General features: G+C 69.9%; 25 protein-coding genes. 18 read left to right on the top strand and 7 right to left on the bottom strand.

Annotation, left to right across the window (positions count from 1 at the left end; translation table 11 throughout):
• Positions 1–26: 26 nt before the first annotated feature.
• From FM105_RS07095 to FM105_RS07060, 8 genes are all read left to right on the top strand, one after another.
• A complete protein-coding gene (locus FM105_RS07095) occupies positions 27–1,061 on the top strand; it encodes a metal ABC transporter solute-binding protein, Zn/Mn family (RefSeq protein ID WP_087006732.1) in 1,035 nt (344 codons plus the stop codon).
• On the top strand, positions 1,058–1,936 hold the full coding sequence (locus FM105_RS07090; protein WP_087006731.1) for a metal ABC transporter ATP-binding protein: 879 nt from the start codon (positions 1,058–1,060) through the stop codon (positions 1,934–1,936). The genes FM105_RS07095 and FM105_RS07090 overlap by 4 nt, the downstream gene beginning before the upstream one ends.
• Positions 1,936–2,835 (top strand): metal ABC transporter permease, encoded by a 900-nt coding sequence (locus tag FM105_RS07085; RefSeq protein ID WP_087006728.1) that lies wholly within the window; start codon positions 1,936–1,938, stop codon positions 2,833–2,835. The genes FM105_RS07090 and FM105_RS07085 overlap by 1 nt, the downstream gene beginning before the upstream one ends.
• A gap of 105 nt (positions 2,836–2,940) precedes the next feature.
• A complete protein-coding gene (locus FM105_RS07080) occupies positions 2,941–3,867 on the top strand; it encodes a metallophosphoesterase (RefSeq protein WP_087006726.1) in 927 nt (308 codons plus the stop codon).
• Between the two features lie 72 nt (positions 3,868–3,939).
• On the top strand, positions 3,940–6,249 hold the full coding sequence (locus tag FM105_RS07075; protein WP_087006724.1) for a transglycosylase domain-containing protein: 2,310 nt from the start codon (positions 3,940–3,942) through the stop codon (positions 6,247–6,249).
• A gap of 113 nt (positions 6,250–6,362) precedes the next feature.
• Positions 6,363–6,524, top strand: coding sequence for a hypothetical protein (locus tag FM105_RS14670; RefSeq protein ID WP_087006723.1), 162 nt, complete (start codon positions 6,363–6,365; stop codon positions 6,522–6,524).
• Between the two features lie 11 nt (positions 6,525–6,535).
• Positions 6,536–7,006 (top strand): RidA family protein, encoded by a 471-nt coding sequence (locus FM105_RS07065; protein ID WP_087006721.1) that lies wholly within the window; start codon positions 6,536–6,538, stop codon positions 7,004–7,006.
• A 2-nt stretch (positions 7,007–7,008) separates the two neighbouring features.
• A complete protein-coding gene (locus tag FM105_RS07060; RefSeq protein ID WP_087006719.1) occupies positions 7,009–7,809 on the top strand; it encodes an MBL fold metallo-hydrolase in 801 nt (266 codons plus the stop codon).
• A gap of 107 nt (positions 7,810–7,916) precedes the next feature.
• On the opposite strand, the gene FM105_RS07055 is transcribed toward FM105_RS07060, so the two are convergent.
• Positions 7,917–8,594 (bottom strand): Crp/Fnr family transcriptional regulator, encoded by a 678-nt coding sequence (locus FM105_RS07055; RefSeq protein ID WP_087006717.1) that lies wholly within the window; start codon positions 8,592–8,594, stop codon positions 7,917–7,919.
• Between the two features lie 132 nt (positions 8,595–8,726).
• Between FM105_RS07055 and nth the strand changes: the two genes are divergently transcribed.
• Positions 8,727–9,620: an endonuclease III gene (gene nth / locus FM105_RS07050; RefSeq protein WP_087006715.1), complete on the top strand. Its 894-nt coding sequence runs from the start codon at positions 8,727–8,729 to the stop codon at positions 9,618–9,620.
• Positions 9,617–10,339, top strand: a complete 723-nt coding sequence (locus tag FM105_RS07045) for an NUDIX hydrolase (protein ID WP_087006713.1) — start codon at positions 9,617–9,619, stop codon at positions 10,337–10,339. Before nth ends, FM105_RS07045 begins: the two co-directional genes overlap by 4 nt.
• 83 nt (positions 10,340–10,422) lie before the next feature.
• On the opposite strand, the gene FM105_RS07040 is transcribed toward FM105_RS07045, so the two are convergent.
• Together FM105_RS07040 and acs are read right to left on the bottom strand one after the other, a co-directional pair.
• Positions 10,423–10,830, bottom strand: a complete 408-nt coding sequence (locus FM105_RS07040) for a phage holin family protein (RefSeq protein WP_087006712.1) — start codon at positions 10,828–10,830, stop codon at positions 10,423–10,425.
• A 134-nt stretch (positions 10,831–10,964) separates the two neighbouring features.
• On the bottom strand, positions 10,965–12,896 hold the full coding sequence (acs, locus tag FM105_RS07035) for an acetate--CoA ligase (protein WP_087006709.1): 1,932 nt from the start codon (positions 12,894–12,896) through the stop codon (positions 10,965–10,967).
• Positions 12,897–13,168: 272 nt separating this feature from the next.
• Here acs and FM105_RS07030 point away from each other — a divergent pair, with 272 nt between their 5' ends.
• The 8 genes from FM105_RS07030 to FM105_RS06995 all read left to right on the top strand — a co-directional run bounded on the left by FM105_RS07030 (position 13,169) and on the right by FM105_RS06995 (position 21,070).
• The gene (locus FM105_RS07030) at positions 13,169–15,895 is read left to right on the top strand and encodes a DUF308 domain-containing protein (protein WP_087006708.1); all 2,727 of its coding nucleotides are present in this window, start codon (positions 13,169–13,171) and stop codon (positions 15,893–15,895) included.
• Between the two features lie 184 nt (positions 15,896–16,079).
• Positions 16,080–17,192: a septum site-determining protein Ssd gene (gene ssd, locus FM105_RS07025; RefSeq protein ID WP_087006706.1), complete on the top strand. Its 1,113-nt coding sequence runs from the start codon at positions 16,080–16,082 to the stop codon at positions 17,190–17,192.
• Entirely contained in the window at positions 17,189–18,409 is a 1,221-nt protein-coding gene (locus FM105_RS07020; RefSeq protein WP_087006704.1) for a TadA family conjugal transfer-associated ATPase, read from the top strand. Before ssd ends, FM105_RS07020 begins: the two co-directional genes overlap by 4 nt.
• Complete coding sequence (locus FM105_RS07015; RefSeq protein ID WP_087006702.1) at positions 18,406–19,131, top strand: type II secretion system F family protein; 726 nt, start codon at positions 18,406–18,408, stop codon at positions 19,129–19,131. The genes FM105_RS07020 and FM105_RS07015 overlap by 4 nt, the downstream gene beginning before the upstream one ends.
• Positions 19,128–19,760: a type II secretion system F family protein gene (locus FM105_RS07010; protein WP_256970275.1), complete on the top strand. Its 633-nt coding sequence runs from the start codon at positions 19,128–19,130 to the stop codon at positions 19,758–19,760. Before FM105_RS07015 ends, FM105_RS07010 begins: the two co-directional genes overlap by 4 nt.
• A 312-nt stretch (positions 19,761–20,072) precedes the next feature.
• A complete protein-coding gene (locus FM105_RS07005; RefSeq protein WP_087006808.1) occupies positions 20,073–20,342 on the top strand; it encodes a DUF4244 domain-containing protein in 270 nt (89 codons plus the stop codon).
• A 1-nt stretch (position 20,343) separates the two neighbouring features.
• Complete coding sequence (locus FM105_RS07000) at positions 20,344–20,694, top strand: TadE family protein (RefSeq protein WP_087006700.1); 351 nt, start codon at positions 20,344–20,346, stop codon at positions 20,692–20,694.
• A 1-nt stretch (position 20,695) separates the two neighbouring features.
• Positions 20,696–21,070 (top strand): Rv3654c family TadE-like protein, encoded by a 375-nt coding sequence (locus tag FM105_RS06995; RefSeq protein WP_087006698.1) that lies wholly within the window; start codon positions 20,696–20,698, stop codon positions 21,068–21,070.
• A 57-nt stretch (positions 21,071–21,127) separates the two neighbouring features.
• On the opposite strand, the gene FM105_RS06990 is transcribed toward FM105_RS06995, so the two are convergent.
• Genes FM105_RS06990 through FM105_RS06975 form a run of 4 tightly spaced genes read right to left on the bottom strand, consistent with a single transcriptional unit; the run spans position 21,128 to position 26,788 of the window.
• Complete coding sequence (locus FM105_RS06990; protein WP_087006696.1) at positions 21,128–23,572, bottom strand: DEAD/DEAH box helicase; 2,445 nt, start codon at positions 23,570–23,572, stop codon at positions 21,128–21,130.
• Between the two features lie 49 nt (positions 23,573–23,621).
• Positions 23,622–24,926: an MFS transporter gene (locus FM105_RS06985; protein ID WP_087006694.1), complete on the bottom strand. Its 1,305-nt coding sequence runs from the start codon at positions 24,924–24,926 to the stop codon at positions 23,622–23,624.
• A 51-nt stretch (positions 24,927–24,977) separates the two neighbouring features.
• Positions 24,978–26,174, bottom strand: a complete 1,197-nt coding sequence (locus FM105_RS06980) for a Dyp-type peroxidase (RefSeq protein WP_087006693.1) — start codon at positions 26,172–26,174, stop codon at positions 24,978–24,980.
• Positions 26,171–26,788 carry a copper chaperone PCu(A)C gene (locus tag FM105_RS06975; protein WP_087006691.1) on the bottom strand — a complete coding sequence of 206 codons (618 nt, stop codon included), beginning with the start codon at positions 26,786–26,788 and terminating at the stop codon, positions 26,171–26,173. Before FM105_RS06975 ends, FM105_RS06980 begins: the two co-directional genes overlap by 4 nt.
• Positions 26,789–26,961: the final 173 nt, after the last annotated feature.

Raw genomic sequence — 26,961 nt, 5'->3', positions numbered from 1 at the left:
TCGATCCTCCTGGGAAGGCTCCGCCTATGCGCCGTCCACCTGTTCTGCTCGCTCTCCTGTCCGCATCCGGTCTGGTACTGGCGGGCTGCGGTGGGGACTCCGACGCGGCGTCGAGCGACGGCGGCACGACGGTGGTCACGTCGACGAACGTCTACGCCTCGCTGGTCGAGGCAGTCGCGGGCGATGCGGTCGACGTCATCCCGATCATCGACGACGCGGCTCAGGATCCTCACGAGTACGAGGCGACCGCGCGCGATCAGCTGGAGCTGTCACGTGCAGACGTCATCGTCATGAACGGCGGCGGCTACGACTCCTTCATGACGACGATGCTCGAGGCGATCGATGAGGAACCGGACGTCATCGACGCAGTGGCGGCGTCGGACCTCCCCGGTGCCGAGGAGGCGGCGGCGAACGGACACGATCATGATCACGCGCATGACCACGAGGAAGAACCGGACGACGACTCCGGCGATCATGCGGACGGTGCTCATGGGGGCGACGCCCATGACGAGGAGGGCCATGATCACGCCCACGACCACGGATCGTTCAACGAGCACGTCTGGTACTCGGTGCCGACGATGATCGCCGTGGTCGACGAGATCGAGTCCCATCTCGCGGAGACGACCCCCGACAGCGCAGAGGCGCTGACCGCCAACGCCGACGAGGTGCGCGGGCAGCTCACCGAACTGGACGACCGGATCAGCGACCTCGCCGCCTCGCACGACGGCGAGAACGCCGCGGTGACCGAGCCCGTCGCACTGCGACTCTTCGATGACCTCGGCCTCACGAACGTTGTTCCCGACCAGTTCGTCTCCGCCGTCGAGATGGGGTCGGAAGTCTCTCCGATCGCGGTCCAGGAGGCGACGGAGGCGCTCGACGACGACGTGAGGGTGTTCGCGTACAACACCCAGACCTCGGGTCCGGCGGCGGAAGAGCTCCGCGGACAGGCCGACGGCCTCGGCATCCCCGTCGTCGAGGTCACGGAGACGATGCCCGAGGGCACCGACTACGTCACCTGGATGACGGAGACCGTCGACGCTGTGGAGCAGGCGATCGCATGACGGACGTGCCGCCTGCCCGCGAGCCGACTCGCGAACCGACCCGTGCCCCGATCCTCGAACTGTCCGATGCGGAACTCCGGTTCGGCGAGCGCGTCGTGTGGCACCACCTGACCCTCGACGTGCAGCCGGGCGAGTTCATCGCAGTGCTGGGACCCAACGGCACGGGCAAGACGTCCCTGCTGCGCGCTCTGCTGGGGCAGCACCGACTGCGTGCCGGCTCGATCCGTGTGAACGGACACGCGCCACGCACCGGTGACGGCGACCTCGGCTACATCCCGCAGCAGCGCGGTATGGACCGCGACACCCCGATGCGCGGGCGCGACCTCGTCCGGATGGGAATCGACGGGCACCGGTGGGGGCTGGGTCGACTGAAGCGCGAGGAGCGCGACCGGGTCGAGGAGCTCATCGATGCCGTCGGCGCTCGGGAGTACGCAGACTCCCCGGTGGGTCTGCTCTCCGGGGGCGAGCAGCAGCGGCTGCGCGTCGCCCAGGCGCTCGTCGGCCAGCCGCGGATCCTGCTCTGCGACGAGCCGCTGCTGTCCCTCGACATGCACCACCAGCGCAGAGTCGCCGCGCTCATCGACGAGATGCGCAGGACACGCGATACCGCCGTCGTCTTCGTCACGCACGAGATCAACCCGATCCTCCCGTACGTCGACCGAGTGCTCTACCTCGCCGGCGGCCACCACCTGGTCGGCCCGCCGCGCGAGGTCATGACCTCGGAATCGCTCAGTCAGCTCTACCGCAGCCGGATCGAGGTCGTCGACGTGGGCGGACGGCTCGTCATCGTTGGCGGCGACGACCATCCCCACCATCCCTCGGCAGATGACTCGGTGGAGGACTCCCGCGTCCTCCCGGGGCGGGGGGCGCTCTGATGGAAGCCCTCACAGAACTCTTCACCTTCGAGGACTACGGCGCGCTCGTCTCCCTCCTCCTCAACTCCATCCTCGCCGCAGCGCTGCTGGGCGTGGTGGGCGGCCTCGTGTCCGTGTTCGTCATGACGCGCGACATCGCATTCGCCGTCCACGGCATCGCGGAGCTGTCGTTCGCAGGGGCCGCGCTCTTCCTCCTCATCGGCTTCGACGTGGTCCACGGCAGCTTCGTCGGCTCGATCATCGCCGCGATCATCATCGCCGTGGGCGGGTCCCGCGACTCGGAGAAGAACGCGATCATCGGCGTCATCATGCCGTTCGGGCTGGGGCTGGGGATCCTCTTCCTCGCGCTCTACGACGGTCGGGCGGCGAACAAGTTCGGCCTCCTCACCGGTCAGATCGTCGCGATCAGCGGGGACTCCCTACGGCTGCTGGTCGTGACCGCGCTCATCGTGCTCGCGGTGCTGGCGCTGGTCTGGCGGCCGCTCATGTTCGCCGGACTGGACCCGCAGGTGGCACGGGCCCGCGGCGTGCCGGTCGCGTCGCTGAACCTCGTCTTCATGGTGGTGCTCGGTCTGGCCGTCGCTCTGTCTGTGCAGGTGGTCGGCGTGCTGCTGGTCATGGCCCTGCTCGTCACCCCGGCCGCTGCGGCCACGCAGGTGACCGCCTCGCCGGTGCTGACCCCGATCCTGTCCGTCGTCTTCGCCGTCGTGTCGTCGGTGGGCGGCGTGCTGATCGCACTCGGCTCCCCAGTCGTGCCGATCAGCCCCTTCGTCACGACGATCAGCTTCCTCATCTACGCCGTGTGCCGGCTCATCGGCCGCCGCCGGATCGACCGGCACGTCCGTGCGAGGTCCCAGCGCGAGTCCGATCTGGACCGCCACCCGTCCCTGCACTCATGACCGCCGCCGAGGTGCGGGTCACCTGCCGTGGTCGGGTCGTCTGTGGCCGTCGGAACTCCTGCCGTGGACGGGTGGTCCGACCGCCGCGCTGACATAATCGGACGCATGGCCTCAGCACGCTCAGTCCGCGCCCTCCGACGCGCGGTGGGAATCGCCGCGGGGATCGGACTCGTGGGCCTCGCGGGGCTCGGGTACTCCGCCTTCGTCGAACCGCGGATGTTCCGAGTCCGTCGGCACACGCTTCCGCTCCTCCCACCCGGTTCCGACCCGGTGCGGCTCCTCCACCTGTCCGACCTGCACCTGGCGAGGAATCAGAACTTCCGGTCGCGGTTCGTGCGATCGCTCGCGGAATGGGAGCCCGACCTCGTCGTGAACACGGGGGACAACTTCGGCGGCGACACGCTGCCGCTCGTACTCGAAGCCCTGGACCCGCTGCTCGATGTGCCGGGGACCTTCGTGTTCGGCTCCAATGACGTGTGGGGACCGACCCTCAAGAACCCCGCCCGCTATCTCACCCGCCGCACGACGCAGGGGGAGGACAAGTCGAAGGAGCCCACCCTGCCGGTCGGTGAGCTCCGGGACTCCTTCGAGGCCCGCGGGTGGTCCTACCTCGACAACCGCACGCATACCCTGAAGATCGCCGGCACGACGGTCTCCTTCGCCGGTCTGGGCGACGCCCACGTGAACGCCGACCGCGTCACGGACGCGCACCCGCACTTCCCCGACGGAGACGTGCGGATCGGCGTCACCCACGCTCCGTACTCACGGACACTCGAGGCGTTCACGGGGGCCGGTGCGGACCTCGTGCTCGCAGGGCACACGCACGGCGGACAGATACGGATCCCGTTCTGGGGCGCTCCCGTGACCAACTGCGACCTGGACCGGACGCGAGCGCGTGGGCTCTTCCCCTACCGACGCGCGCGCGTGCACGTGTCGGCCGGTCTGGGATACTCGCCGTACTCGCCGGTGCGGTTCGCCTGTCCGCCCGAAGTCAGCCTGCTCACGCTGGTCGCGCGGCGCGGTTCGGACTGACGCGCGCACGCTGGGAGGTCCATCGGCGGTTACTGAGTCCTCGCGATTGACCGGGGCGCTAAAATCTAGCCCATGGTGTCCTCTGTCGCATCCAAGAAGCCTCCGAAGCTCAGCGCGCTCATCCAGTTCATCGCAGTCAGCTGCATCGCAGGGATCGTGTCCGCAGGACTCGCGATCCCGTCGGTCGGCATGGCCGCCGCCGCAGGTGACGGCGCTGTCGAGGTGTTCAAAGCGCTGCCCGCGGAGCTCGACGAACGACCGCTCGCGCAGCAGTCGCGCATGCTCGCCGCAGACGGGTCGCTCATCGCGAACTTCTACTGGCAGAACCGCAAGGAGGTCGCGTTCGACGACATCTCGCAGGAGATGAAGGATGCGACCGTCGCGGTCGAGGACTACCGCTTCTACGAGCACACCGGCGTGGACATCCAGGGCATCGCCCGTGCGGTGGTCCACAACCTGCTGTCCGATTCGACGCAGGGCGGTTCCACCCTCACCCAGCAGTACGTGAAGAACGTGCTGGCGGAGAACGCCCACGCGATCGAGGACGCAGAGGGCGTCGAGGCGGCGAAGGAAGCGGACGGAGCTGAAGGCTACGCCCGCAAGCTGCGCGAGGCGAAGCTGGCGCTCGCGGTGGAGAACAAGTACAGCAAGGACGAGATCCTCCACCGCTACCTCAACATCAACAACTATTCGGGATCACCCAACGTCTACGGCGTCGAAGCCGCCGCGCAGCGGTACTGGGGGATCCCCGCGTCCGAACTGAACATCGAGCAGTCGGCGACCCTGGCCGGAATCGTCCAGAACCCCAGCGCGAACAACCCGGAGCGGTTCCCGGAGCAGACGCTGAAGCGGCGCAACACCGTGCTGGGCCTCATGAACACCCACGGCTACATCGACGACGCGGAGTACCAGGAGGCGAAGGAGAAGGACCTGGGGCTGGACATCCACAAGACCCCGAACGGCTGCGCGACGGCCGGCAACATGGGGTACTTCTGCGACTACGTCCAGCGCGTCATCGAGAATGACCCGAGCTTCGGCGAGACGAAGGGCGAGCGACTCCAGTTCCTCAACCGGGGCGGCCTCACGATCCAGACGACGATCAATCCTGAGATCCAGGCAGCGGCGGATGAAGCAGTCAAGGACCGCGTGCCCGTGGGCGACCCGTCAGGTGCGGGCCACTCCGCAGTGACCGTGGAGCCGGGCACCGGCGACGTCATCGCCATGGCGCAGAACCGCAATTACGCGGTCGCCGAAGGCGAAGAGGACGTGGACACCCAGCTGAACTACAACGTCGACCGTGCGCACAACGGTGCGAACGGCTTCCAGGTCGGTTCGACGTGGAAGCCCCTCGTGCTCGCCGAATGGCTGGACGAGGGCAAGGGCCTGGACACCGTCGTGAACGCGAAGCGCCGCGAGTTCCCCGCGGGTTCGTGGACGTACGACGGGTGCCCGGCGATGGGCGGCGACTGGCATCCGAGGAACGCCGGTGACGGCGACGGGAGTGCGTCGATGACCGCACTGCAGGCCACGAAGCAGTCGCTCAACACCGCCTACGCGGCGATGGGCAACCAGCTGAACATGTGCGGCATCCTCGATACCGCGCAGAGCCTGGGCCTCAAGTACGGCAGCGGTGCGTCTCTCGAGACCGCGGACGACTCAGGGTTCATCCCCGCGCTCAGCCCCGCATCGATCCTCGGCACCGTCGAGGTCGCGCCCATCGACATGGCTGCCGCATTCGCCGCGTTCGCGGCCGATGGCGAGTACTGCAGGCCCACGCCCATCCAGTCGATCGAGGACGGGAACGGCGAGGAGATCGAGGTTCCGTCGGCCGACTGCAAGCAGGCGATCGACAAGGAGGTCGCGCAGGGCGTCGCCTACGCGATGAGCCAGACCTTCAACGGCGGCACGACCAGCAGCCTCGGCATCGGTGTGCCCGCCGCGGCGAAGACCGGTACGACGAACTTCGAAGTGGGCTCGACCTCACTGATCGGCTTCACCCGCACCCTGTCCACCATGGTGTGGACCGGCGACCCGGACGGCAGCCGCGACTGGCGGAAGAACTCCCAGGGCGCCGTGACCGGCTACGTCTACGGTGCGACCGTCTCCGGTGCCACGTGGCAGGACTACATGCGGGACGCGGTCAAGGAGACCGAGGGCAACACCGGCTTCTCCCGCCCCAGCGGCAGCGTGGGCGGCTCGCAGGGCAGCGATCGCTCCGGCGGTGGCAGCACCGGCGGCGGTGGCGGCAATGGCGGCGGAGGCGGCGGCAACGGCGGCGGCGGAAATGGCGGCGGAGGCGGCGACAATGGCGGCGGCGGTGACGACGGCGGCGATGACGACGAGGACGATGGCGGCGGCAGCGCCGGACTCGGCGGTAACTGACGCGTCGACTACAGCCCCAGCGTGCCGACCGCCGGTGTCCCTCCTGCCTGCGAACACATAGCATGGGCAGGACATGCGGGATCGAGCCCGCACGGACGACGAAGGAGCACCTCATGACGAAGTGGGAGTACGTGACCGTCCCCCTCATCACCCACGCGACGAAGCAGATCCTCGACCAGTGGGGAGCGGAGGGCTATGAACTCGTCCAGGTGATCCCCGGACCAGAGGGCAGCACCAACCTCGTCGCCTACATGAAGCGCCCGCTGGCGGGCTGAAGGGATTCCTCATGAGCCGCATCGAATCCGACCTCGCTGAGCGCGGTCTCGAGCTTCCGCCCGTCGCCGCACCCGCCGGTGCCTATGTCCCGGCACTGCGCGTGGGCGACCAGGTCCTCACCTCGGGTCAGCTCCCGTTCGTCGACGGAGCCCTGCCGACGGTCGGTGCCGTCGGCGGCAGCGTGACCCCGGAGGAGGCCTACGAGCTGGCCGGCGTCTGCGCACTCAACGCGCTGGCGGCGGTCAAGTCCGTCATCGGCGACCTCGACCTCATCGAGCGCATCGTCAAGGTCACCGGCTTCGTGAATTCCACTCCGGACTTCACCGGTCAGCCGGGCGTCGTCAACGGCGCCTCGGAACTGCTGGGCGAACTGTTCGGCGAGGCCGGCCAGCATGTCCGCTCCGCGGTAGGCGTCGCGTCGCTGCCGAAGGGCACGCCGGTGGAACTCGAGCTCACCGTGCAGGTCCGCGCGGAAGGATGACGGTGACGGACGACCATCTGCGGCGTGCTCTCGCAGACGACGGCGTCGACCTGGTGCTGGCGGACAACCCGTCGCCCATGACGCTCGACGGGACGAACAGCTACATCCTGAGGTCCCAGGACGGGGCGTCCGCGCTCCTCCTGGACCCCGGGCCGATGCTGGTGGAGCACCGCGATGCACTGCTGCGCACCGTGGGATCCGCGGAGCTCACTGCCATCGTGCTCACCCACCGCCACGGGGACCACTCCGGCCTGCTGGAGACGGTGGGGGAGTGGGCTCCCGGCGTGCCCGTCCACGCGGTCGATCCGACATTCTCCTCCGGCACCGCGCCGCTGGTGGACGGTGAGCGCATCGCGTTCGGGACGCACGATGCCGATGTGCTCTCCATCGTCACGACCCCGGGGCACACCGACGACTCCGTGTCCGCCGTGCACGGTTCCCGGCTGTTCTCCGGGGACACGGTGCTGGGCCGCGGCACGACGATGGTGTCCTTCCCGGACGGGTCGCTGGGCGACTACCTCGCCAGCCTGGAGCGATTGACCGCGCTCGAGGCCGCTGGCGGCGCTGCGACCATCGCCCCGGCCCACGGTGAGCAGCGGGAGGACGTGCGCGACCTGCTTGCCCACTACCTCTCCCATCGCCTCGAGCGCATCAACCAAGTGCGGGACGTGCTCGCGAGCGGTCGCACGACGGCGGAGGAGGTCGCGGATGTCGTCTACGCGGACGTCCCGGACTCCGTGAAGCCGGCGGCCCTGCAGATCGTGCGCGCGCAGCTCGCCTACATCGACACACTGGCGGACTGAGCCGCTCAGTCTCACGCGCAGGCATGAGCACAGCGACAGACACCGAGGCCGTGGTCACCGGAAGGGTGACCACGGCCTCGGCGTCTGTGCCGGCGCTGCCAGCGGTGTCAGGCGGCGCGGTGGCGCAGGCGATCGACGTCCAGGAGGACGACGGCGCGAGCCTCCAGGCGCAGCCACCCGCGCTGCGCGAAGTCGGCGAGGGCCTTGTTGACCGTCTCGCGGGACGCGCCGACCAGCTGGGCCAACTCCTCCTGCGTGAGGTCGTGGGCGACGTGGGTGCCGTCCTGCGTGGGCTGGCCGAAGCGGTCCGCAAGATCCAGCAGAGCCTTCGCGACACGGCCGGGGACGTCCTGGAAGACCAGGTCGCCCACCGTGTCGTTCGTGCGGCGCAGACGGATCGCCAGAGCCCGCAGCAGGTTCATGGCGGCCTTGGGGCGCTCCTCGAGCCACGAGGTGAGGTCCTCGTGACGGAGGCTCAGCAGCTCCGTCTGCGACACGGCGGTCACGTTGGAGGAGCGCGGGCCCGGATCGAACAGCGACAGCTCGCCGATGATCTCGCTGGGTCCGACGACCGACAGGAGGTTCTCACGACCGTCGGACGATTCGCGTCCGACCTTGAGCTTGCCGGTCGCGACGATGTACAGCTCATCGCCCGCATCGCCCTCGCGGAAGAGCACAGTCCCGCGTCGGACGCTGCGCGGCTTCATGTATTTGAGCAGCGCACTGGTCGCTTCGTCGTCGAGCCCGGCGAAGAGCGCGGCCCTGCGTACGACTTCGATGTCCACTTGGTTCCTCCTGATCGGTTCACGTCTGCGGCTCAATCTACCCTCACGCCGGTGCTCCTGCCCACAGTTCACGCCGCTGATCCTGGTATGAGCGCCGCGAACGGCCGCACAGGGCACCGATAGGATGGTGCGGTGCTGTCAGTCGCTGAGAAGAGCAGGCGGCGCTTCCTCGAGGAGACTCCGCTGGGGCGCACACGCCGAGCCAGGAAGATCCACCGCATCCTTGCGGACACCTATCCGACCGCGCATGCGGAGCTGGACCACCGCGACGCGTTCGAACTGCTGGTCGCCACGGTGCTGTCCGCGCAGACCACGGACGTCCGCGTGAATTCCGTGACTCCGGCGCTGTTCGCCGCGTACCCGGATGCCGGTGCGCTGGCCGCAGCCACGCGGGAGGACGTCGAGGAGATCATCAGGCCCACGGGCTTCTACCGCGCGAAGGCGCGCAGCATCGTGGGACTGGCCCAGTCGCTCGTCGACGAGTTCGGCGGCGAGGTGCCGAACTCCCTCGAGCAGCTCGTGACCCTGCCGGGCGTCGGGAGGAAGACGGCGAACGTGGTGCTCGGCAATGTGTTCGACGTCCCCGGCCTCACGATCGACACCCACTTCGCCCGCCTGGCCCAGAGGTTCCTGTGGACGGATTCGGACACTGCGGACCGCATCGAGAAGGACGTCGCCGCGCTCTTCCCCCGCAAGGACTGGACGATGCTGTCCCACCGGGTGATCTGGCACGGCAGACGCATCTGCCACGCCCGGACACCTGCGTGCGGAGCGTGCCCGATCAGTGCACTCTGCCCCGCGTTCGGCACCGGTGAGCTCGATGAGCGGAAGGCGCGGAAGCTCCTGCGGTTCGAACTGGCGGAGGATGCTGGGGCCGGAGGGAAGACCGACGGAGGATCGCGCGTTGACTCGGGGAGGGCTCACGGTTCGACGAAGGCCGATGGGCCGGCGAGGACTGATGCACCGACGAGGGCGGACGGCTCAGTGAGCGGGAACGCACGGACGAACGAAGAGGACACACGATGACCGGCACGGGTTCGGTTGAGCGGACGGCGGACGGAAGGGCGGACCTGAGAGAAGCGCTGGAGGGTCTGCTCGAGGCCGAGGCCCCGCACTCCTGGATGCGCCGCCCCGCAGCCCCCGAGGGGATGAACGTCCGGGACGCATCCGTCCTCATGCTGTTCGGGCACGGGACGCAGCCGCGCACCGCGGCCGGGCGGGATGAGCTCGAGCGCCTCGACGACCTCGGCGTTTCCGATGTCGACATCGTGCTCCTGCAGCGGGCCTCGACGCTGCGCAACCATGCAGGGCAGCCGGCGTTCCCCGGCGGGGCCAGGGACGCAGGCGACGGATCGGCTGCCTTCACCGCACTGCGCGAGGCAGAGGAGGAGACGGGGCTCGATCCCGCGGGCGTCGACGTGGTCGGGACTCTCGAGCCGCTCTACGTGCCGCCGAGCCGCTTCGACGTCACCCCCGTCGTGGGCTGGTGGCGGGAGCCGACGTCCGTCGCTGCTGTGGACCAGGCGGAATCCGCGCTGGTCGCACGTGTCGCGATCGCGGACCTCGTCGCTCCGGGCAACAGGGGGACGTTCAGCCCCGCGGACCGGCCGTTCTCCACCCCCGTCTTCGACCTGGGCATCATGCGGCCGTGGGGCTTCACCGCGGGGCTGCTCGACTGGTCGCTCGAGACGCTGGGCTGGGCGCGCGAATGGGACCGCGAACGGACGATCCACGTGGACTTCTGAGGGAAGTGGACGTCTGAGCGCAGGAGAGGGGCTCAGCAGGATGACCTGCTGGGCCCCTCATGCACTCAGTGCAGTCGCTGTGCTCAGTAGCGTGGACCGCCCGGGTTCGACAGCGCCCGCTTGACCGCAGTGACGACCGACTTGCCCGACGCGATCGCGCTGGCGGGTGTCGGATTGCCCTTCTTGAACAGGGGCAGGGCCACCGCGACGAGGATGAGGGCGATGAGCACCAGTGCGCCGAAGACGACGAGGAAGCTCAGCCACCACGCCCAGCCCAGTCCTTCGTGGAGGGCCGACGCGACGGTGAACATCGCCATGAACGACGACAGGAAGAGGAGGAAGAGGGCGCCGATCGCCAGACCCGCCCCGATGCCGAGGTTCTTCGCACCATCAAGGGCTTCGGACTTCGCGAGCGCAGCTTCCTCCTGAGCAAGGGCCTGCGCATCTGCGCCGATGTCCTTGACCAGCTTGGAGATGGACCGTTCCGACATGAGGCTCCTTCAGTGTTCGCGGCTGTCGAGGGCGTGCAGCTGATCCCCACTTTAATGCCTGCTGAGCGTGCCTGACCACGACGCGCCCGGCAGGCACCTCAGCAGAGGGCTCCAGCGGGTGCTTCGGGGCTGCTTCAGGACCCCTGCACCTGCTTCGAGATGACGTCCATGACGGAGGCGTCCGCGAGCGTGGACGCGTCGCCCACACCCTTGTCCTCCGCCAGTCCCTTGAGCAGCCGGCGGACGATCTTGCCGGACCGCGTCTTGGGCAGCTCATCGACGATGTGGACGCGCTTGGGCTTGGCGATCGGTCCGATGTCCGAGGCGACGTGGGCCCGCAGCCTCTCCTCCATGTCGTCCGTCCGCTCGATGCCGCCGCGCAGGATCGCGAAGGCGACGACGGCCTGTCCGGACGTCTCGTCCTCAGCGCCGACGACGGCGGCCTCGGCGACGATGTCGTGGGCGACGAGTGACGATTCGATCTCCGTGGTCGACAGCCGGTGCCCGGACACGTTCATGACGTCGTCGACGCGGCCCAGGAACCAGATGTCCCCGTCCTCGTCGTACTTCGCGCCGTCACCGGCGAAGTAGATGCCGTCGAAGCGGGACCAGTAGGTGTCCTTGAAGCGTTCGGGATCGCCGTAGACGCCGCGCAGCATCGCGGGCCACGGCTCGTCGATTACCAGGAGTCCCGGTTCGCCGTTCTTCAGCTCATTGCCCTCGTCGTCGACGACCCTGACGGAGATCCCCGGCAGCGGTCGCTGCGAGGAGCCCGGCTTCGTCTCCATCGCGCCCGGCATGGGTGCGATCATGTGCGCCCCGGTCTCCGTCTGCCACCACGTGTCGACGACGGGGCAGCGATCCCCGCCGATCACACTGCGGTACCAGGACCACGCCTCGGGGTTGATGGGCTCGCCCACGCTTCCCAGCAGGCGCAGGGAGGAGAGGTCGTACTGGCCGGGGATCTCGTCGCCCCACTTCATGCAGGTGCGGATCGCCGTGGGCGCGGTGTAGAGGATCGTCACGCCGTACTTCTGGACGACGTCCCACCAGCGGCCCTTGTCCGGCGTGTCGGGGGTGCCCTCGTAGATCACCTGGGTCGCGCCGGCGGACAGCGGTCCGTAGACGATGAAGGTGTGGCCGGTGACCCAGCCGACGTCCGCCGTGCACCAGAAGACGTCCGTCTCCGGCTTGAGGTCGAACGTCGCGAAGACGGAGTACGTGGCCTGTGTGAGATAGCCGCCGGAGGTGTGGAGGATCCCCTTGGGCTTGCCCGTGGTGCCGGATGTGTAGAGGACGTAGAGGGGGTTCTCCGCCTCGAACGCCTCTGCCGTGTGCTCCTCCGACTGCTTGCCCACGAGGTCCGACCACGCGACGTCGCGGTCGTCGAACCAGTCGACGTCCTCGCCCGTGCGCTCAACGACGACCACGTGCTCGACGGGGGTGCCGCCCTTCTCGATCGCTGCGTCGACGGCCGGCTTGAGGCTTGAGGGCTTGCCGCGCCGGAAGCCGCCGTCGGCCGTGATGACGACCCGGGCCTCGGCGTCGAGGATGCGGGAGTGGAGCGCATCGGAGGAGAATCCGCCGAACACCACGGAATGCGGGGCGCCCAGACGGGCGCAGGCCAGCATCGCGATGACGGTCTCCGGGATCATGGGCATGTAGATCGCGACGCGGTCGCCCTGCGTGACACCCAGCGAGGTCAGCGCGTTGGCCGCCTTCTTCACCTCGGTCGTGAGCTCCGCGTAGGTGATGCTGCGGGTGTCGCCGGGCTCGCCCTCGAAGTGGATGGCGACGCGGTCACCGTTCCCTGCCTCCACATGGCGGTCCAGGCAGTTGGCGGCGACGTTGAGACGGCCGTCGGAGAACCAGCGGGCGAACGGCGGGTTCGTCCAGTCGAGGGTCTCCGTGAAATCGGTCTCCCAGTCGAGGAGCGATCGGGCCTTGTCCGCCCAGAACCCCAGGCGGTCCTCGTCGGCGCGCGCGTATTCCGCGGCGGTCACGTTCGCCTGTGCGGCGAACTCCTCCGGGGGCGCGTACGTCGTCGAATGCGTGTGATCAGTCATCTGTTCGTCCTTCCCAGCATCGTCGATGGTCAGCCGCGAGTAGTCATCGCTGACTCCGGGATCCGAGCCTATACCGCACGCGGCCCGATCCGCAGGGTCGAAGTTGCGTGGGGGTTGCCTGCGCGGGGCGTGGTGGGGGCCTCCGGCTGGGAACCGGCTGATCGTCGCGCTGCGCTTGGGGCATGACAGCGGTGCAATGCAATGATGGGGACGGAAGCGCACACGACAGTGCCGATTCCGTGCTGTCCGCACGGAGTTCGGAAGGAGACGAGATGAGCACGCCCTATCAGCCCCCGCAGGGCTCGGGCCACCAGGAATGGGGCCAGCCCGGCGCGGATCCTGCCGCGCAGTACGGCTCCGCCGGAGCCCCCGCCTACGGTGCACAGCAGCAGTACGGCCAGCAGCAGTATGGGCAGGACCAGTACGGCCAGGCGCAGTATGGACAGCAGCCGTATGGTCAGGCGCAGTACGGGCAGGGCCAGCACGGGCAGCAGCAGTACGGCCAGGCGCCCTACGGTGCCTCCGAGCAGGCCTACGGCTCGCAGGGCCAGCAGTTCGCTGCGGGCCAGCCTGCTCAGGGTCAGTCGACTCCGCAGGGGCAGCAGTTCGCGCAGGGGCAGCCGATGCAGGGTCAGCCGATGCAGTCAGGTGCGGGGTACGACCCCTATGCGCAGCAGCATGGATCGATGCCGGGTGCGTACGGCTCCGGTCCAGCGGCCTATGGTTCCGCACCACAGGGCGTCCAGATGCAGAATGCGCACGGTGGTACAGGCTCCACGGCACGGCCGGGGAGCCTGCTGGGACCGCTCAGCCTGCGCGACCTCATGCTCCTGGTCGCCGCTCTGCTCTCCTTCATCGGCATGGTGACGCCGTTCTTCCGCTTCGGTGCCTTCAGCATGAGCTACCTGGAGTCCAGCGTCTTCTCCTGGTCGTTCTGGGGCATGGGCATGGTGTTCCTCGGAATCCTGCCGCTCATCGTCGCGGGTGTGCTCACACTCCTCCACAAGACCGTCTCCGGGTTCCCCGCACGGCTCGGCTCGCTGAGCATCGCGCAGGTGACGTCGGTCCTCGCCTCCGTGGCCTTCGCCGCGAACATCATCAATGTGTTCACCAGTGCGCCGATGCTGCACGTGGGCGCATGGCTGGTGTTCATCGCCGCGCTCATCGCCTTCTTCTTCGGCGTCTTCACGTTCCTGCCGTTCCTCGCTGTCGAGTTCACGACGCTGCCGGAGTCGCAGACGCACCCCAAGGCGCGTGCAGCGTCGGGTGCCGCCCCGCAGCAGTACGGGTCACAGCAGTTCGGAGCGCAGCAGTACGGATCACAGCCTCACGGTTCGCGCCCGGACGGTTCTCAGCCTCACGGAGGGATGGGATACGCCGGTGGAGCCGCGCTCGGCGGTGCAGCCGCAGGCGGTGCCGCCATGTACGGAGCTGCCGGCTCACAGCATCAGGCCTTTGGCTCGCAGGGTCAGGCGTATGGCTCGCAGGGGCAGGCCTACGGGTCGCAGGGGCAGCCGTACAGCGGCGCAGTTCCGTTCGATCCCGCCGCCCAGCAGTACGGCTCGCAGGGCCAGGCATATGGTTCGCAGGGTCAGCCCTATGGCGCGCAGGACCAGGCGTACGGCTCGCAGAGCCAGGCTCAGGACTTCCAGAGCCAGGCGGCTCCGGGCACCGAGCAGGGCGCAGCACAGGCTGACGCTCTCGGTGGTCATTCCGCTGCGGAGCCGACAGCCGCTGACGGACAGTTCGACGCTCACGGCCAGAGCTCAGAAGCCGATCAGAGCACAGCCGACGGGCAGGCCTATCTGGGTGCGGAGAGCGCAGCATCGCCCTCATTCGCCCAGTCCGAGCCGACGCAGGCATTCGCCGCCGGAGCCTTCGGTGCAGGAGCGTTCGGTGAGCCCGAGCCCACTCCGCAGTCGGAGACGGCCCCCGGTGAACAGGACGCTCATGCGGATGCTCTGAACGCTGAGCACGCCGCCCCCGCAGACGAGTCCTGGACAGCGCCCGAAGGGGCACCGGCCGAGGACACGCTGCAGGCTGACGACACCCTCGTCACCGGCGAGCCCGTGCATGCGGACGGACCTGTGCACGCTGACGATGCGGTCTCCGCTGAGGACGCAGCATCGACTGAGGACGCAGCACCTGCCTTCGACGGAGCACCTGCCGACAACGCAGCACCCGGCTCGGAGTTCGCTCCGGCAGACCAGGACGCGACCGCTGAGGCGGGTCACCCGTTCGTCGCATCGCAGTCGGCATGGACGGACGAGCCTGCCGACACCGCCGACGATCAGCCTGTCGTCGCACCCGAGGCGCCTGCTCCCGACTACGGGGCACCGGAGGCGCAGACATCCGAGCACACCGATCCGTCAGCCGGTGCGGGTACCACCGCACCAGTTGACGAGCAGGAGCGCTCCGGTTCCATGTTCGGTGCTGCTGCCGGTGGCACGGCCGTGGGCGGCGCCGCTGTGGCCGGCGGCGCGGCACTGGCACACGGGAACGACACGCACGAGGCCGACGGCGCGGGACTCCACGAACCCGATGCGGCGGACGCCGCCGCAGCAGAGGAGACCGCGATTCCGGTCGAGGCCGCACCAGCGGACAGCGACTACCGGGGAGGGTCTGCCCAGGCGGACGCTCCTGCAGGCGGACACATCCGCGGGGACGAGCAGGGCGGTTCGGAGAACGAGCCGACCCAGTGGTTCCGCATGGGCGGCGACAGCGACGCGCCCGCCGAGGACGCGGCCGCAGCGTCCACCTACGATGCGACGCAGGGAGAGCCGACCCAGGCGTTCAAGCCGGTCGTGTCGCAGATGTTCTGGTTCGCAGTGACGGAGCCCCGCCCAGCGGTCGATCCCGTCACCGGGCAGGAGGTCTTCACGGTCACGCCGAACGAATGGTTCCTCGCGCTCGAGGACCACGGATCGTTCTTCAAGGTCCGCGATGCCCACGGCCAGGAGGGCTACCTCAACAACGTCGAGGGCATCATCCGCGGCTGATCGCCGGCCTCTGACAGCCATCGGCTGACGCACGCACCCGTCCGGCACCTCGCCGGGCGGGTGCGTGCGTTGTGCTGGGCTTCGGAACCGCACTCGAGGTCACAGGACGCCGCTGAGAAGTTCCGTCATCCACAGGTTGGCGCACGCGGTTCCGCTCGCGCCCGATCTCGCCCAGAGTGGGCGCATGTCTCGGATCGCGCTCCTCACGCAGCTGCCCAGCCTCATCGATCAGTGCGCGGCGCTGGCAGACGGCATCGGCGTCACCCTGGCCGTCGCCTCACCGATGACGGGCGGATGGCAGGACGCCGCACTGGTCCTCCTGGGCGAGGACGTCTCCGATCCGCCCGGCGGGATCTCCGCACCGACGGTGCTCATCGCCGCGGAGGACCCGTCGACGGCCTCACGGACCTCGGCGGATGCCTTCGCAGCGGCGGCCCGGCTCGGTGCCGACCACGTGGCGATCCTGCCGGCCGCCGCCGAATGGCTGGTCCAGCGCATGATCGCCGCCGTGGAGCCGCCGGTGGCCCCCGCGACGACCGTGGGCGTCGTCCCGGGCTGCGGCGGGGCCGGAGCGACGATGCTCGCGGCGGCGCTGGCGGTCGAGGGGCAGCGGATCGGGCTGCGGACCGTGCTCGTCGACGGGGATCCGCTGGGAGGCGGCATCGACCTCGTGCTCGGTGCGGAGACGACCGAGGGCCTCCGGTGGCCCGCGCTCGCGGCTTCGAAGGGGAGTCTGCGACCGTCGACCCTGGTGGACGCTCTGCCCCGGGTCGCCGGACTGGCAGTGCTGTCGTGGGACCGGACGGACGCCGCGGACACGTCCGGCCACGTGTTCGACACCGTGCTGGGCGCGGCACAGCAGGCGTTCGACTTCGTGGTCGTCGACCTGCCGCGGCACGCCGCCGGGGGAGTGGTGCGTTCCTGTCACCACGTGCAGGTCGTCGTCCCCGCGAGAGTCCGTGCGGCAGTCGGCGCGGCACAGGTCGCGGGACGACTGAGAGCCGGTCACCACGGGGTGGGCCTCATCGTGCGGGAGGACGAGCGCGGTGGGATCCCCGCCCAGCAGGTCGCAGACGCGGTGGGCCTGCCGCTGACCGCGCGGATGCGGGCGGAGCGGGGGCTCGCGGGCCGCATCGACCGCGGTGAGTCGCTGCCGACCCGCAGGTCGTCGCTGACCGCGACGGCTGCCGCGCTGGTCGAGGAGTGGTTCCCCGCGCACGAGGTGCCGGAGACCTGGAGAGACCCGGCTGCGGTGGGCGGCGGGCTCGCCGAGCGGATGGCGGCCGGGCTGCGATGACCGCGCGCATCGAGGGAGCGCCTGCCCCCGGCGAGGCGGGGTGGCTCGACTCCGCTCTCGTCGCCGAGATCCGCGATGACCTGCTCGACCACCCGGGACCCGTCACCGACTCCGCGGTCGCGGCCGCCGTGCGCCGCTCGGGGCGGGTGCTCGGATCCGGTGCGATGCTGGAACTCGTCGCTCGACTGTCCGCGCAGCTGGCGGGCGCGGGTCCGCTCCAGCCGCTGCTCGACCGACCGAGGGTCACGGACGTCTTCGTCAACGGGCCCCGCGACGTGTGGGCGGACTTCGGGGCGGGCCTCGAGCAGGTGCCGCTGAGTCTGGGGTCCGAGTCGGACGTCCGCGCCCTCGCCGTGCGACTGGCGGCCTCCGGAGGACGCCGTCTGGATGACTCCTCGCCGCTGGTGGATGTGCGGATGCCCGACGGAGTCCGGGTCAACGCCGTCATACCGCCCCTGTCCGGCGACGTCACCGTCCTGAGCTTCAGGATCCCCCGTCCGCGCGCGTTCACCCTGCCTGATCTGATCACCGACGGGTTCGTCCCCGCAGCGCTCGTCACCCTCATCGAGGAGACCGTTGCACGGCGGGCGAACTTCCTGGTCTCCGGCGGGACGGGATCCGGCAAGACGGTGCTGCTGGGAGCGATGCTGTCCGCGGCTCCCCAGTCTCACCGACTGCTGCTCGTCGAGGACTCCCGCGAACTCGTCGTCGTCCACCCCCACGTGGTGCAGCTGTCGGCTCGGCAGGCGAACGTCGAAGGCGTCGGGGACGTGCCGATGACCGCTCTGGTCCGCAACGCTCTGCGGATGCGACCGGATCGACTGGTCGTCGGTGAGGTGCGCGGCGAAGAGGTCCGCGACATGCTCACCGCGCTCAACACCGGTCACGAGGGCGGGTGTGCGACCGTCCACGCGAACACCTGCGCCGCCGTCCCCAGCAGACTCGAAGCACTGGGTGCGCTCGCCGGGATGAGCGCCGCGGCCGTCCACGCGCAGACGTCCACCGCGATCGACCTGCTCCTCCACATCCGCCGTGATGCGGCGGGACCGGGCAGGCGTGGGATCGCCGAGGTCGCAGTCCCCGTACTCGTCGATGATCGCGTGCGCACGCAGCTGGTCTGGGACCGGGCGACCGGGTTCCAGCGCGAGGGGGTCGCGCACCTCCAGCGCACGTTCTCCGCGAAGTCGGCCGACCCGGTGTCGGAGGGCCGGCCATGATCGGTCTCCTCGTGGCCAGCGGTGCTGCCGTCCTCGGCGTGCTGCTCGTGACCCTGGACCCCGCTGGGCGGCGCCTGCGGACCCTCCTGCCGCAGCTCCGGGGCACGCACCGCGGTGAGTCGCGGTTCTCCAGGACTGACGCGAGACTCGGCTCGGGCCAGGCGACCGCACCCGAGGCCGAGGACGATCCGCATCGGGCGATCGCCGTCATCGACCGGGCTGCGGCCCTGCTGCGCATCGGGATGCCGCCGGCGACCGTCACGGCGCAGCTGGCAGAGGTGAGCGATTCCGACCTCGCCGCCGTCCTCACCCGCGTCTCGCGCTCGATGAGCCTGGGAGACGACCCGCGCACCGCGATCGCGCGCCACGCCGGCGGACTCCCGCCCACGCTCGCCGAGGTGCTCGTGGGGATGGGAGCGGTGTGGGAGGTGGCGGAATCGGCCGGTGCCCCCGCAGCCGATGTCCTCACCCGGTACGCGCACAGTCGGCGCGAGATCGCCGACGCGGAGCGGGAGCGCCTCGTCGCACTCGCGGGACCGCAGGCCACTGTCACCGTGCTGACATGGCTGCCCGCCGCGGGTCTGGGGCTCGCACTGCTGATCGGTGCGGACCTGGGTTCGCTGCTGGGCTCTCCTCTGGGACTTGCCTCGATCGGCGGAGGGGTCATCCTCCTCGCGTGCGGGAGGGTGTGGATGACGCGGATGCTGGAGAAGGCGACATGATCGTCGCCGTGCTGGTCGTCGCGTGTGCACTGGGCGGTGTCTTCCTCGTGACGCGTGCACCGCAGGTGAAGCGCCTGGCTCGCCTCACCGGTGCACGTACTCCCACCGGTCCAGCCGCCCCGGCGGATACGGACACCGGGACTGCGCAGAGCAGTCGACGGAGTGGCAGCGTCCCCGCGGGGACGTCTGCGGTCGACGACCTGGCGTTCGATCTGGACCTCGTCGCAGTGTGCCTGCAGGCGGGGCTGCCGGTGGACCGCGCACTGGATCACGCGGTGCGGGCGTCGGGAGACCGCTCCGGCCTCGCGCACATCGCCCGGTCGGCTCGCCTGGGGCTGGAGGGGGACACCGGGGACACCGGGGGCGAACGGACCGAGCTGTCCTCTGTCATCGCGGTCATCCGCTTCTCCAGTCGCACCGGCGTCGCGCTGGCGCCGCTGCTGCAGGCGCACGCCGACGAGCTGCGTCGCAGTGAGCACCGGCGGCGGCAGATCGCAGCGGCGCGCCTGGGCGTCATGCTCGTCATGCCGCTGGGCGTGTGCGTGCTCCCCGCGTTCGTGCTGCTGGGAGTCGTGCCCGTCCTCCTCACGCTCCTCAGCGATCTCGCTCCGGCGCTCACAGGGCAGTGACCGTGCAGAGAGTGACTGCAGTGCGCCACTGCGCCTTGGCTGGGCGCGTCACTGCTGCGTGCGCGCGTCACAGCCGCGTGCGTCATTGCGTGTCCTTGCGCACGGGAGGCTGTGGACCGCTGACGCTCCGTCCACAGCACGGGGGAGGGCCTTCTTAAGCAGCCGACCGACGGGGAAGCTCGTGGCACGACAGCCACCAGGGTGTCGCCGCCGTGGGAAGGGCCCGCGGTGCCGCAGGACGAGATGCGATCCGTGCTAGGGACGCACACGCGGGACGAGACCCGCAGAGAGAAGGGGAGCACCATGACGAGGATGTCTTCTGATGACAGCAGCGGTGCGGAACGACGGACGGAGGAACGGGACGTACCGGACCCCGGTCACCTCGACGGAGTGGTGGTCAGTCCGGGAACGGTGCGCGAGTGCCTGTCCGATGACACCGGGGCCACGACCGCGGAATACGCGATCACGACGCTTGCAGCATGCGGGTTCGCCGCACTCCTGGTCGTCGTGCTCAAGAGCGATCCGCTCCAGGAGATGATCACGGGCGTCATCACCGGCGCACTGGGACTGGGCGGAGCCTGACATGCCGGGACGCACCGGCGCGCGCGACGAGGGTGCCGCGGCCGCGGAGTTCGCGATGGTCATGCCGGCACTGGTCCTCATCATCGGGATCGTCGTGGGCGCCGGTGCGGTCGGCGCGACCCAGCTGCGCGCCATGGACGCCGCGCGGGGTGCGGCGCGCGAGGTGGCGCGCGGCGAAGCCCAGACCACAGTCGTGGAGGAGGCGCGGAAGCGCGCCGGAGACTCCGCGCAGGTCCTCATCGCTGAGGACGGCGGCTACGCGGAGGTCACGGTGGAGGTGCCGCTGCCGGACGTGCTCGCGCCGGTCGCGGATTCCGTCTCCGCCCACGCGACCGCGCGGAAGGAGGGCTGACGTGTCGGTGGAGCCCACGGCCGCCCCCACATCTGACGCCGGATCCACGACGGTGCCCGCCATCGGGATCGCGGGCGCCGCCGCTGCTCTCGCCCTCATGGTGGGGACGATCGGGCAGGGCCTGGTGGCCGGTGCGCGCGCCGACGCCGCCGCGGATCTCGCGGCGATCGCGGTCGTGCAGGTGCAGGGAGAGGACGGCTGTGCGACTGCGGAGGAGGTGGCGACGCGCAACGGGGCGACGATCACCGAATGCATCGCACGCCCTGACCTGGGGACAGCGACCGTGACGGTCGAAGCACCCCTGGGCATTCGGATCCCCGGCCTGGGCGACGACCTCACAGTCGAGGCGACGGCGGTCGCAGGCCGTGCCGAGTGAGCAGGGTCGGCTGCCCCGGACGACCTGCTGCCCCAGGACGTACTACCCCGGGACGACTTATCCCAGGACGACGCGCAGCAGTCGCGCGGCCGCGTCCTTCTCCAGCGGCTCATTGCCGTTGCCGCACTTGGGCGACTGCACGCAGGACGGGCAGCCGCTCACGCACTCGCAGGCCTCGATGGCCTCACGGGTCGCCGTCTGCCACGCGGAGAAGGCCTCGAATCCGCGCTCCGCGAACCCCGCCCCGCCCGGCTGCCCGTCGTGGACGAAGACCGTCGCCACTCCGGTGTCCGCGTGACGGGCCGTCGAGACACCGCCGATGTCCCATCGGTCGCACCCGGCGAACAGGGGCAGCAGCCCGATCGCCGCGTGCTCGGCCGCATGCACGGCACCGGGCAGATCACCGGTCGTCACATCTGCCTCGTCGATGAGTGCGTCGGGAGCAGTCCACCAGACCGCGGTCGTGCGCAGGACCTGCGAGGGCAGCTCGAGCGGGTACTCGCCCAGCACCGTGCCGCTGCCGGACTGCCGCATCCTGTAGCCCGTCACCTGCGACGTCACCTCCACCTCGCCCCAGCTGACCGCCGCACCGGACGGCAGGGGAACCGTCGCACGGGTGCCGAGGATCCCGATCTCCGTGACGGACTGCGACTCCGTCGTGTAGTCGACGTGGCGCTGCTCGACGAGGGCCACCCGCTCGTCGGGATCCAGATCGACCACGACGAAGGTGCGCCCCTGATGGACGTAGACCGCTCCCGGGTGGCTCTGGTGGTGGCTGCCGGCATCATCGACGGTGCCCAGCAGCGCACCCGTCTCCCGCTCCACGAGGCGGATCGTCCCGCCGCCCCCGGAGCGGATGTCAGAGAGGTCCGCGGGGTTCTCCGCCTTCGCCCAGAACCACCCGCCAGGTCGCCTCCTCAGCATCCTCGCGCTCGTGAGCTGGTCCACGATGGACGGAGCGGACTCCGGGAAGTGCGCGAAGTCGTCGTCGGTGAAGGGGACCTCGGCTGCGGCTGCGCACAGGTGACCCGCGAGTACGTACGGATTCCCCGGGTCGATGACGACGGCGTCCACGGCTTTGCCGAAGACCGCCTCCGGGTGATGGACGAGGTAGGTGTCGAGCGGGTCGTCGCGCGCGACGAGCACCGCGATCCATTCCTGACCGCTGCGGCCGGCGCGGCCCGCCTGCTGCCACAGGGACGCCAGCGTGCCGGGCCAGCCGGCGATGATGACCGCATCGAGCCCGGAGATGTCGATGCCCAGTTCCAGCGCGTTGGTCGAGGCGACGGTGAGCAGGCGGCCGCTGCGCAGCGCAGTCTCCAGCAGGCGCCGCTCTTCGGGCAGGTAGCCGCCGCGGTAGGCGGCGATCGTGCGCACCAGCGAATCGTCGACGCGGGCGACCTCGTCCTTGACGATCGAGGCCAGGGCCTCGGCGCCGCGGCGGGAGGCGATGAAGCCGATCGCCCGGCGGCCCGCGCACGTCGTGTCGGTGAGGAGGTCGGCGGCCTCGGCGAGCGACGACCGCCGCGCCTCGGAGATGCGGCCGACGGGGGCCTCGGGCGCGGGATCCTGCTGGAAGCGGTCGTGCGGAGCGGAGTCCGCCCACGGGTCCGGCGGGTCCTCGGGCTGCCCGAACGGATCACTCTGCCCGAACGGGCCGGTCTGCTCACCCGGGCCGGACTGCTCACGCGGATCGAGGCCGGGCAGCAGCGGGGGCTCCCACAGCAGGAAGCGGCCGGCGGCCCGTGGTGAGGCATCGTCGACGACAGCGCGGGCAGGGGATCCGATGAGGCGGGAGAAGACGTCCGCGGGATCGCCCGCTGTCGCCGATGCGCCGATCACGACGGGGGAGGCGCCGTAGTACCTGGCCAGTCGCAGCAGCCGGCGGAGGATGAGGGCGACGTGCGAGCCGAACACTCCCCGGTAGCGGTGGGCCTCGTCCACGACGACGTAGTCCAAGCGCTTGAGGACGGAGGAGAACCGTTCGTGGCCGGGCAGCAGCGAGCGGTGGAGCATGTCCGGGTTGGTGAGGATCAGGTTCGCATGACGGCGCGCCCAGTCACGGTCCGCCCGGGGCGTGTCGCCGTCGTAGGTGGAGGGGCGCAGGCCCTTGAGGACGAGCTCGCGCAGGGAGGTCAGCTGGTCGGCTGCGAGCGCCTTCGTGGGGGAGAGGTAGAGCGTCGTCGATCCGCGGCCGCTGGGCGCGGCCGTTCCGCGGATCGCGGCGTCGAGCACCGGCATGAGGTAGCCCAGGGACTTGCCCGATGCCGTGCCGGTCGCGACGATGACGTTCTCACCGGCTCGGGCGATGTCCGCTGTCTCGACCTGATGCTCGTAGGGGCGCTCGATCCCCGCAGAGACGAAGGCATCGCGCACTGCGGGATCCATCCAGGAAGGCCAGTCCGTCGTGCGGCCGAGGCGGGCGGGCAGCTGCTCGACATGGGTCACGCGGTCGACGCGGTCGCCGAACCGGGTGAGGATGTCGAAGAGCTCCGAGGTCATGGGCCCATCGTAGGGACTGGGGCCGCAGCGCCGGTGCCGGCTGCGCGCCTCAGGGCCGGCCGGTCTCCTTCACCGCGAGCACCGCGCCCACGATCGCGAGGATGCTCGCCGCGGCGAAGATCGCCGGGAGCATCGCGCCCTGGGCGAGGACGAGACCCGCGAGGATGCCGCCCATCCACAGACCGCCGTCGACGCCGAGGTTCCACACGACCGAGGCCCGTCCTGCATCCGTGCGCCGCATCGCGGTGTGCAGGGCGACCGTCTGCGCGGTTCCGACACCCAGGCCGAGGATCACCGCGCTGATCCCGATCGTCTCACCGTTGCTGGTGAACACACCGGTGATGCTGCCGATGACGAGCAGGATCGTCGCCAGCATGATCGTGCCGGAGCGGGTGATCCGCGGCTCCGCGAAGCCGCCGACCCACCGACCTCCGGCGGTCCCCAGCTGCGCGAGGAGGATCGTGAGCGCCGGGCTGACGCTGTCGCTGGCGAGCACCGGCAGGCTCGTGATCGCGTGGGACAGGAAGAGGACCGCGAGCAGGAGGAACGTGAGGGTCAGGGCGAGCACGCGGAGCGCGCCCGGTATCGTCGTGGCGTGCGGCTCCTCAGAGCCGGTGATGCCGGTCGCGCCGGTGACCGGACCGGATCCGGTGGTCCCGCTGTCACCGCTGGACCCGCTGGCATCGCTGGACACACTGTCACCGCTGGACCTGCTGTTCCCCTCGGTGCCGCCGGCCCCCTGAGTCTTCCCGGGTGCGTCGTCGCCACGGCCGATGCTCGCCGGGATCCCGAACGCAGCCACCGCGCCGAGCACGCACAGCACCACGGCGACCACGCCGAAGGTCGTCGGGGAGAACGCCACGCCCACCTGGACCCCGGCGGGTGATCCCAGCGCGGTCGCCAGTGCGGTGATGAGGCCGTAGAGCCCGAGCGCACGCCCGAGGCCGGTTCCCGGGACCAGCACGCCGACGCCCTGGGAGCCCGCGACGATGAGGATGCCGAACCCGGCCCCGGCGAGCGCACCGCCTGCCAGCAGCGCGACCAGCGCCAGACCGGAGGCCGCTCCGGTCCCGGCGATCCCGGCCACGAGCGCGCCCACGCCCAGGGCGGCGAGTGAGCCGGAGACGACCGTGCGCAGCGAGAACCGCCTCACCAGAGTCGGCGTTCCCACCTGCACCGCGATGACGCAGGTCATGAGGACGCCGACGAACGCACTGCCGACTCCCGGGTCGTCCGTCCGGGTCACCGGGATGAGGGAGTAGAGGGTGAAGAACGTCGCGACCCCCAGGGACACGGCCGCGGTGAGCGCGGCGAACGGCACTCGTATCCCGTCCGTGTCCTCGATGCGCGCCATGACCGCATCGTATGCAGGTCGTGCCCCTGGGGTCACGCGTGAGCGGTCTGCTCAGAACAGCGTGTCGCCGATGAAGCCTCCCTTCTGGCACCCCGGCGGGATCGCGAACACCGCGGAACCCACAGGAGTCGTCCACTGGTTGAGGAGGTCGAGTTCATCGAGCCGTCGCTGGACGGGGACGAATCCTTCGTCGACGTCGCGCTGGTAGGCCAGGAACAGCAGACCCGCATCGGTGATCCCTCCATCGCCCGCATCCACTGGATCGTCGTCGTAGTTGAAGCTGCGACGCAGCATGGTGGGACGGGGGTCGTCACCGCGGGCACGGGCGATGTGGGAGAAGTCCGGGATGACGGAGAACCCGTGCGGGCCCATCGCCTCGAAGTCCGGTTCGTCGAACTCGTGTTCTCCCGTCAGCGGTGCCCCGTCCGACTGCCGCCGCCCCATCGCCTGGTCCCGACCCGGCGTGTCCAGGCGATCCCAGCCGTCCAGGTCCATCCGGATCCGCCGCAGCACGCACGAGGTGCCGCCCGCCATCCATCCCTCGTCATTCCAGACCCCGGATGCGAAGTCGTCGTCCTCAGGCCGCAGGTTGACGGTCCCATCGACCTGGCCGAAGAGGTTCCGCATCGTGGTGCCCGGCTTCTCCGAGCCCCGCGACCGGCGGAATCCGGACTGGCGCCACTTCGGCAGTGCCGTCGCCCGAGCTGTCTTCAGCAGCATGCGCACGGCATGTGCGACTGTCACCTGATCATCAGCCGCGACGTGCAGCAGCAGGTCCCCACCTGTCCACCGATCGTCGAGATCGTCGATCCCGAACGAGGGCAGCGGCTTCAGCCACGAGGGCACGGCCGATCGCCCCGCAGCCCGCCGGACCAGTGCGGAGCCGAATCCCAGGGTGACGGTGAGTCGGGCGGGTGTCCGTGCCAGTTCGGGCTCCGTGTCCGCGAGTGCGCCACGACCCTCCGCGAGCCTCGAGGCATCATCCGTGAGCACCTGCAGCATGCGACGGATCGCCTCCGCATCCGCCTCGTTCCGCAGCGTGAGCGCCACGAACGTCGCGAAGGCCTGCGGCGGTGTGGCGATGCCCGCCTGGTGCGTGCCGAAGAACGGGATGGTGTCTGTCCCCACGTCCAGGAGGCTGTCCTGCGGCGTCTCATCGATGCCCGGCGTGCACGCCGTGAGCGCGGCGACACCGGCTCCGGCTGCTGCACCTCCCAGCAGCATCCTCCGTCTGCTCAGCGCCCTCATGAGTCATCACCATCGCCCAGGTGGGAGTGCTCGTGGTCGCTGCGCTCGTCATCGGAGTGCTCGTCGGATTCCTCGTGGGAATCTGTCTCCTCATTGCCATAGGACTCGTCGGCTCCCGCGAAGTCACGGATCGACGCCTCGTAGTCCAGGCGCGAGCCGTCTGAGAAGACGAGGGTGAGGTCCACCGTGTCGCCGGCCTGCAGCGGTCCGTCGAAGTCCATGAACATGATGTGATCCTCGCCGGGTGCCAGGTCGAGGGAGTCACCGGCTGGGATCGGGAAGCCACCCTCCTTCTCCTCCATCGACATCGCACCGGAGCCGTCGTCCGAGGTCTGATGCAGTTCGATCTCCTCGGAGATCGTCGATTCGACGGCCACGAGGGTGACGTCCTCCTCACCGGTGTTCTCGACGAGTCCGAATGAGGAGGTCATGCCCTCCTCCGCGGCCTTCACCCAGGGGTCGTCGACCGTGACGGATGCCGAGGAGTCTGTTGAGGACTCTGCCGCGGAGTCCGTGACGGAGTCCGCTTCGGAAGCGGTCCCGGCCGCGCTGCAGCCGGTGAGTACGAGAAGGGCGGCAGAGGACAGCAGGACGGCAGATTTCTGAATGCGCATGGTGGCGCCTTTCGTGAGTGTTCGGGCGCACGGCGGTATGAAGCATCGACGACGCGCGGCGTCGACGACGCGCGGGCCGTGCGGCCCTCAGACATGAGAGGGAGTGGGCGCGTCCACGGAGGGGCCGTGACGACCCGGCGGACCCGGACGTGAGCCGTCCGAAGCTTCGTGAG

The organism is Brevibacterium yomogidense (assembly GCF_900163715.1).
In the GTDB taxonomy this organism is placed as follows: Bacteria; Actinomycetota; Actinomycetes; order Actinomycetales; family Brevibacteriaceae; genus Brevibacterium; species Brevibacterium yomogidense_A.
This window is presented reverse-complemented; position numbering and strand designations above follow the sequence as displayed.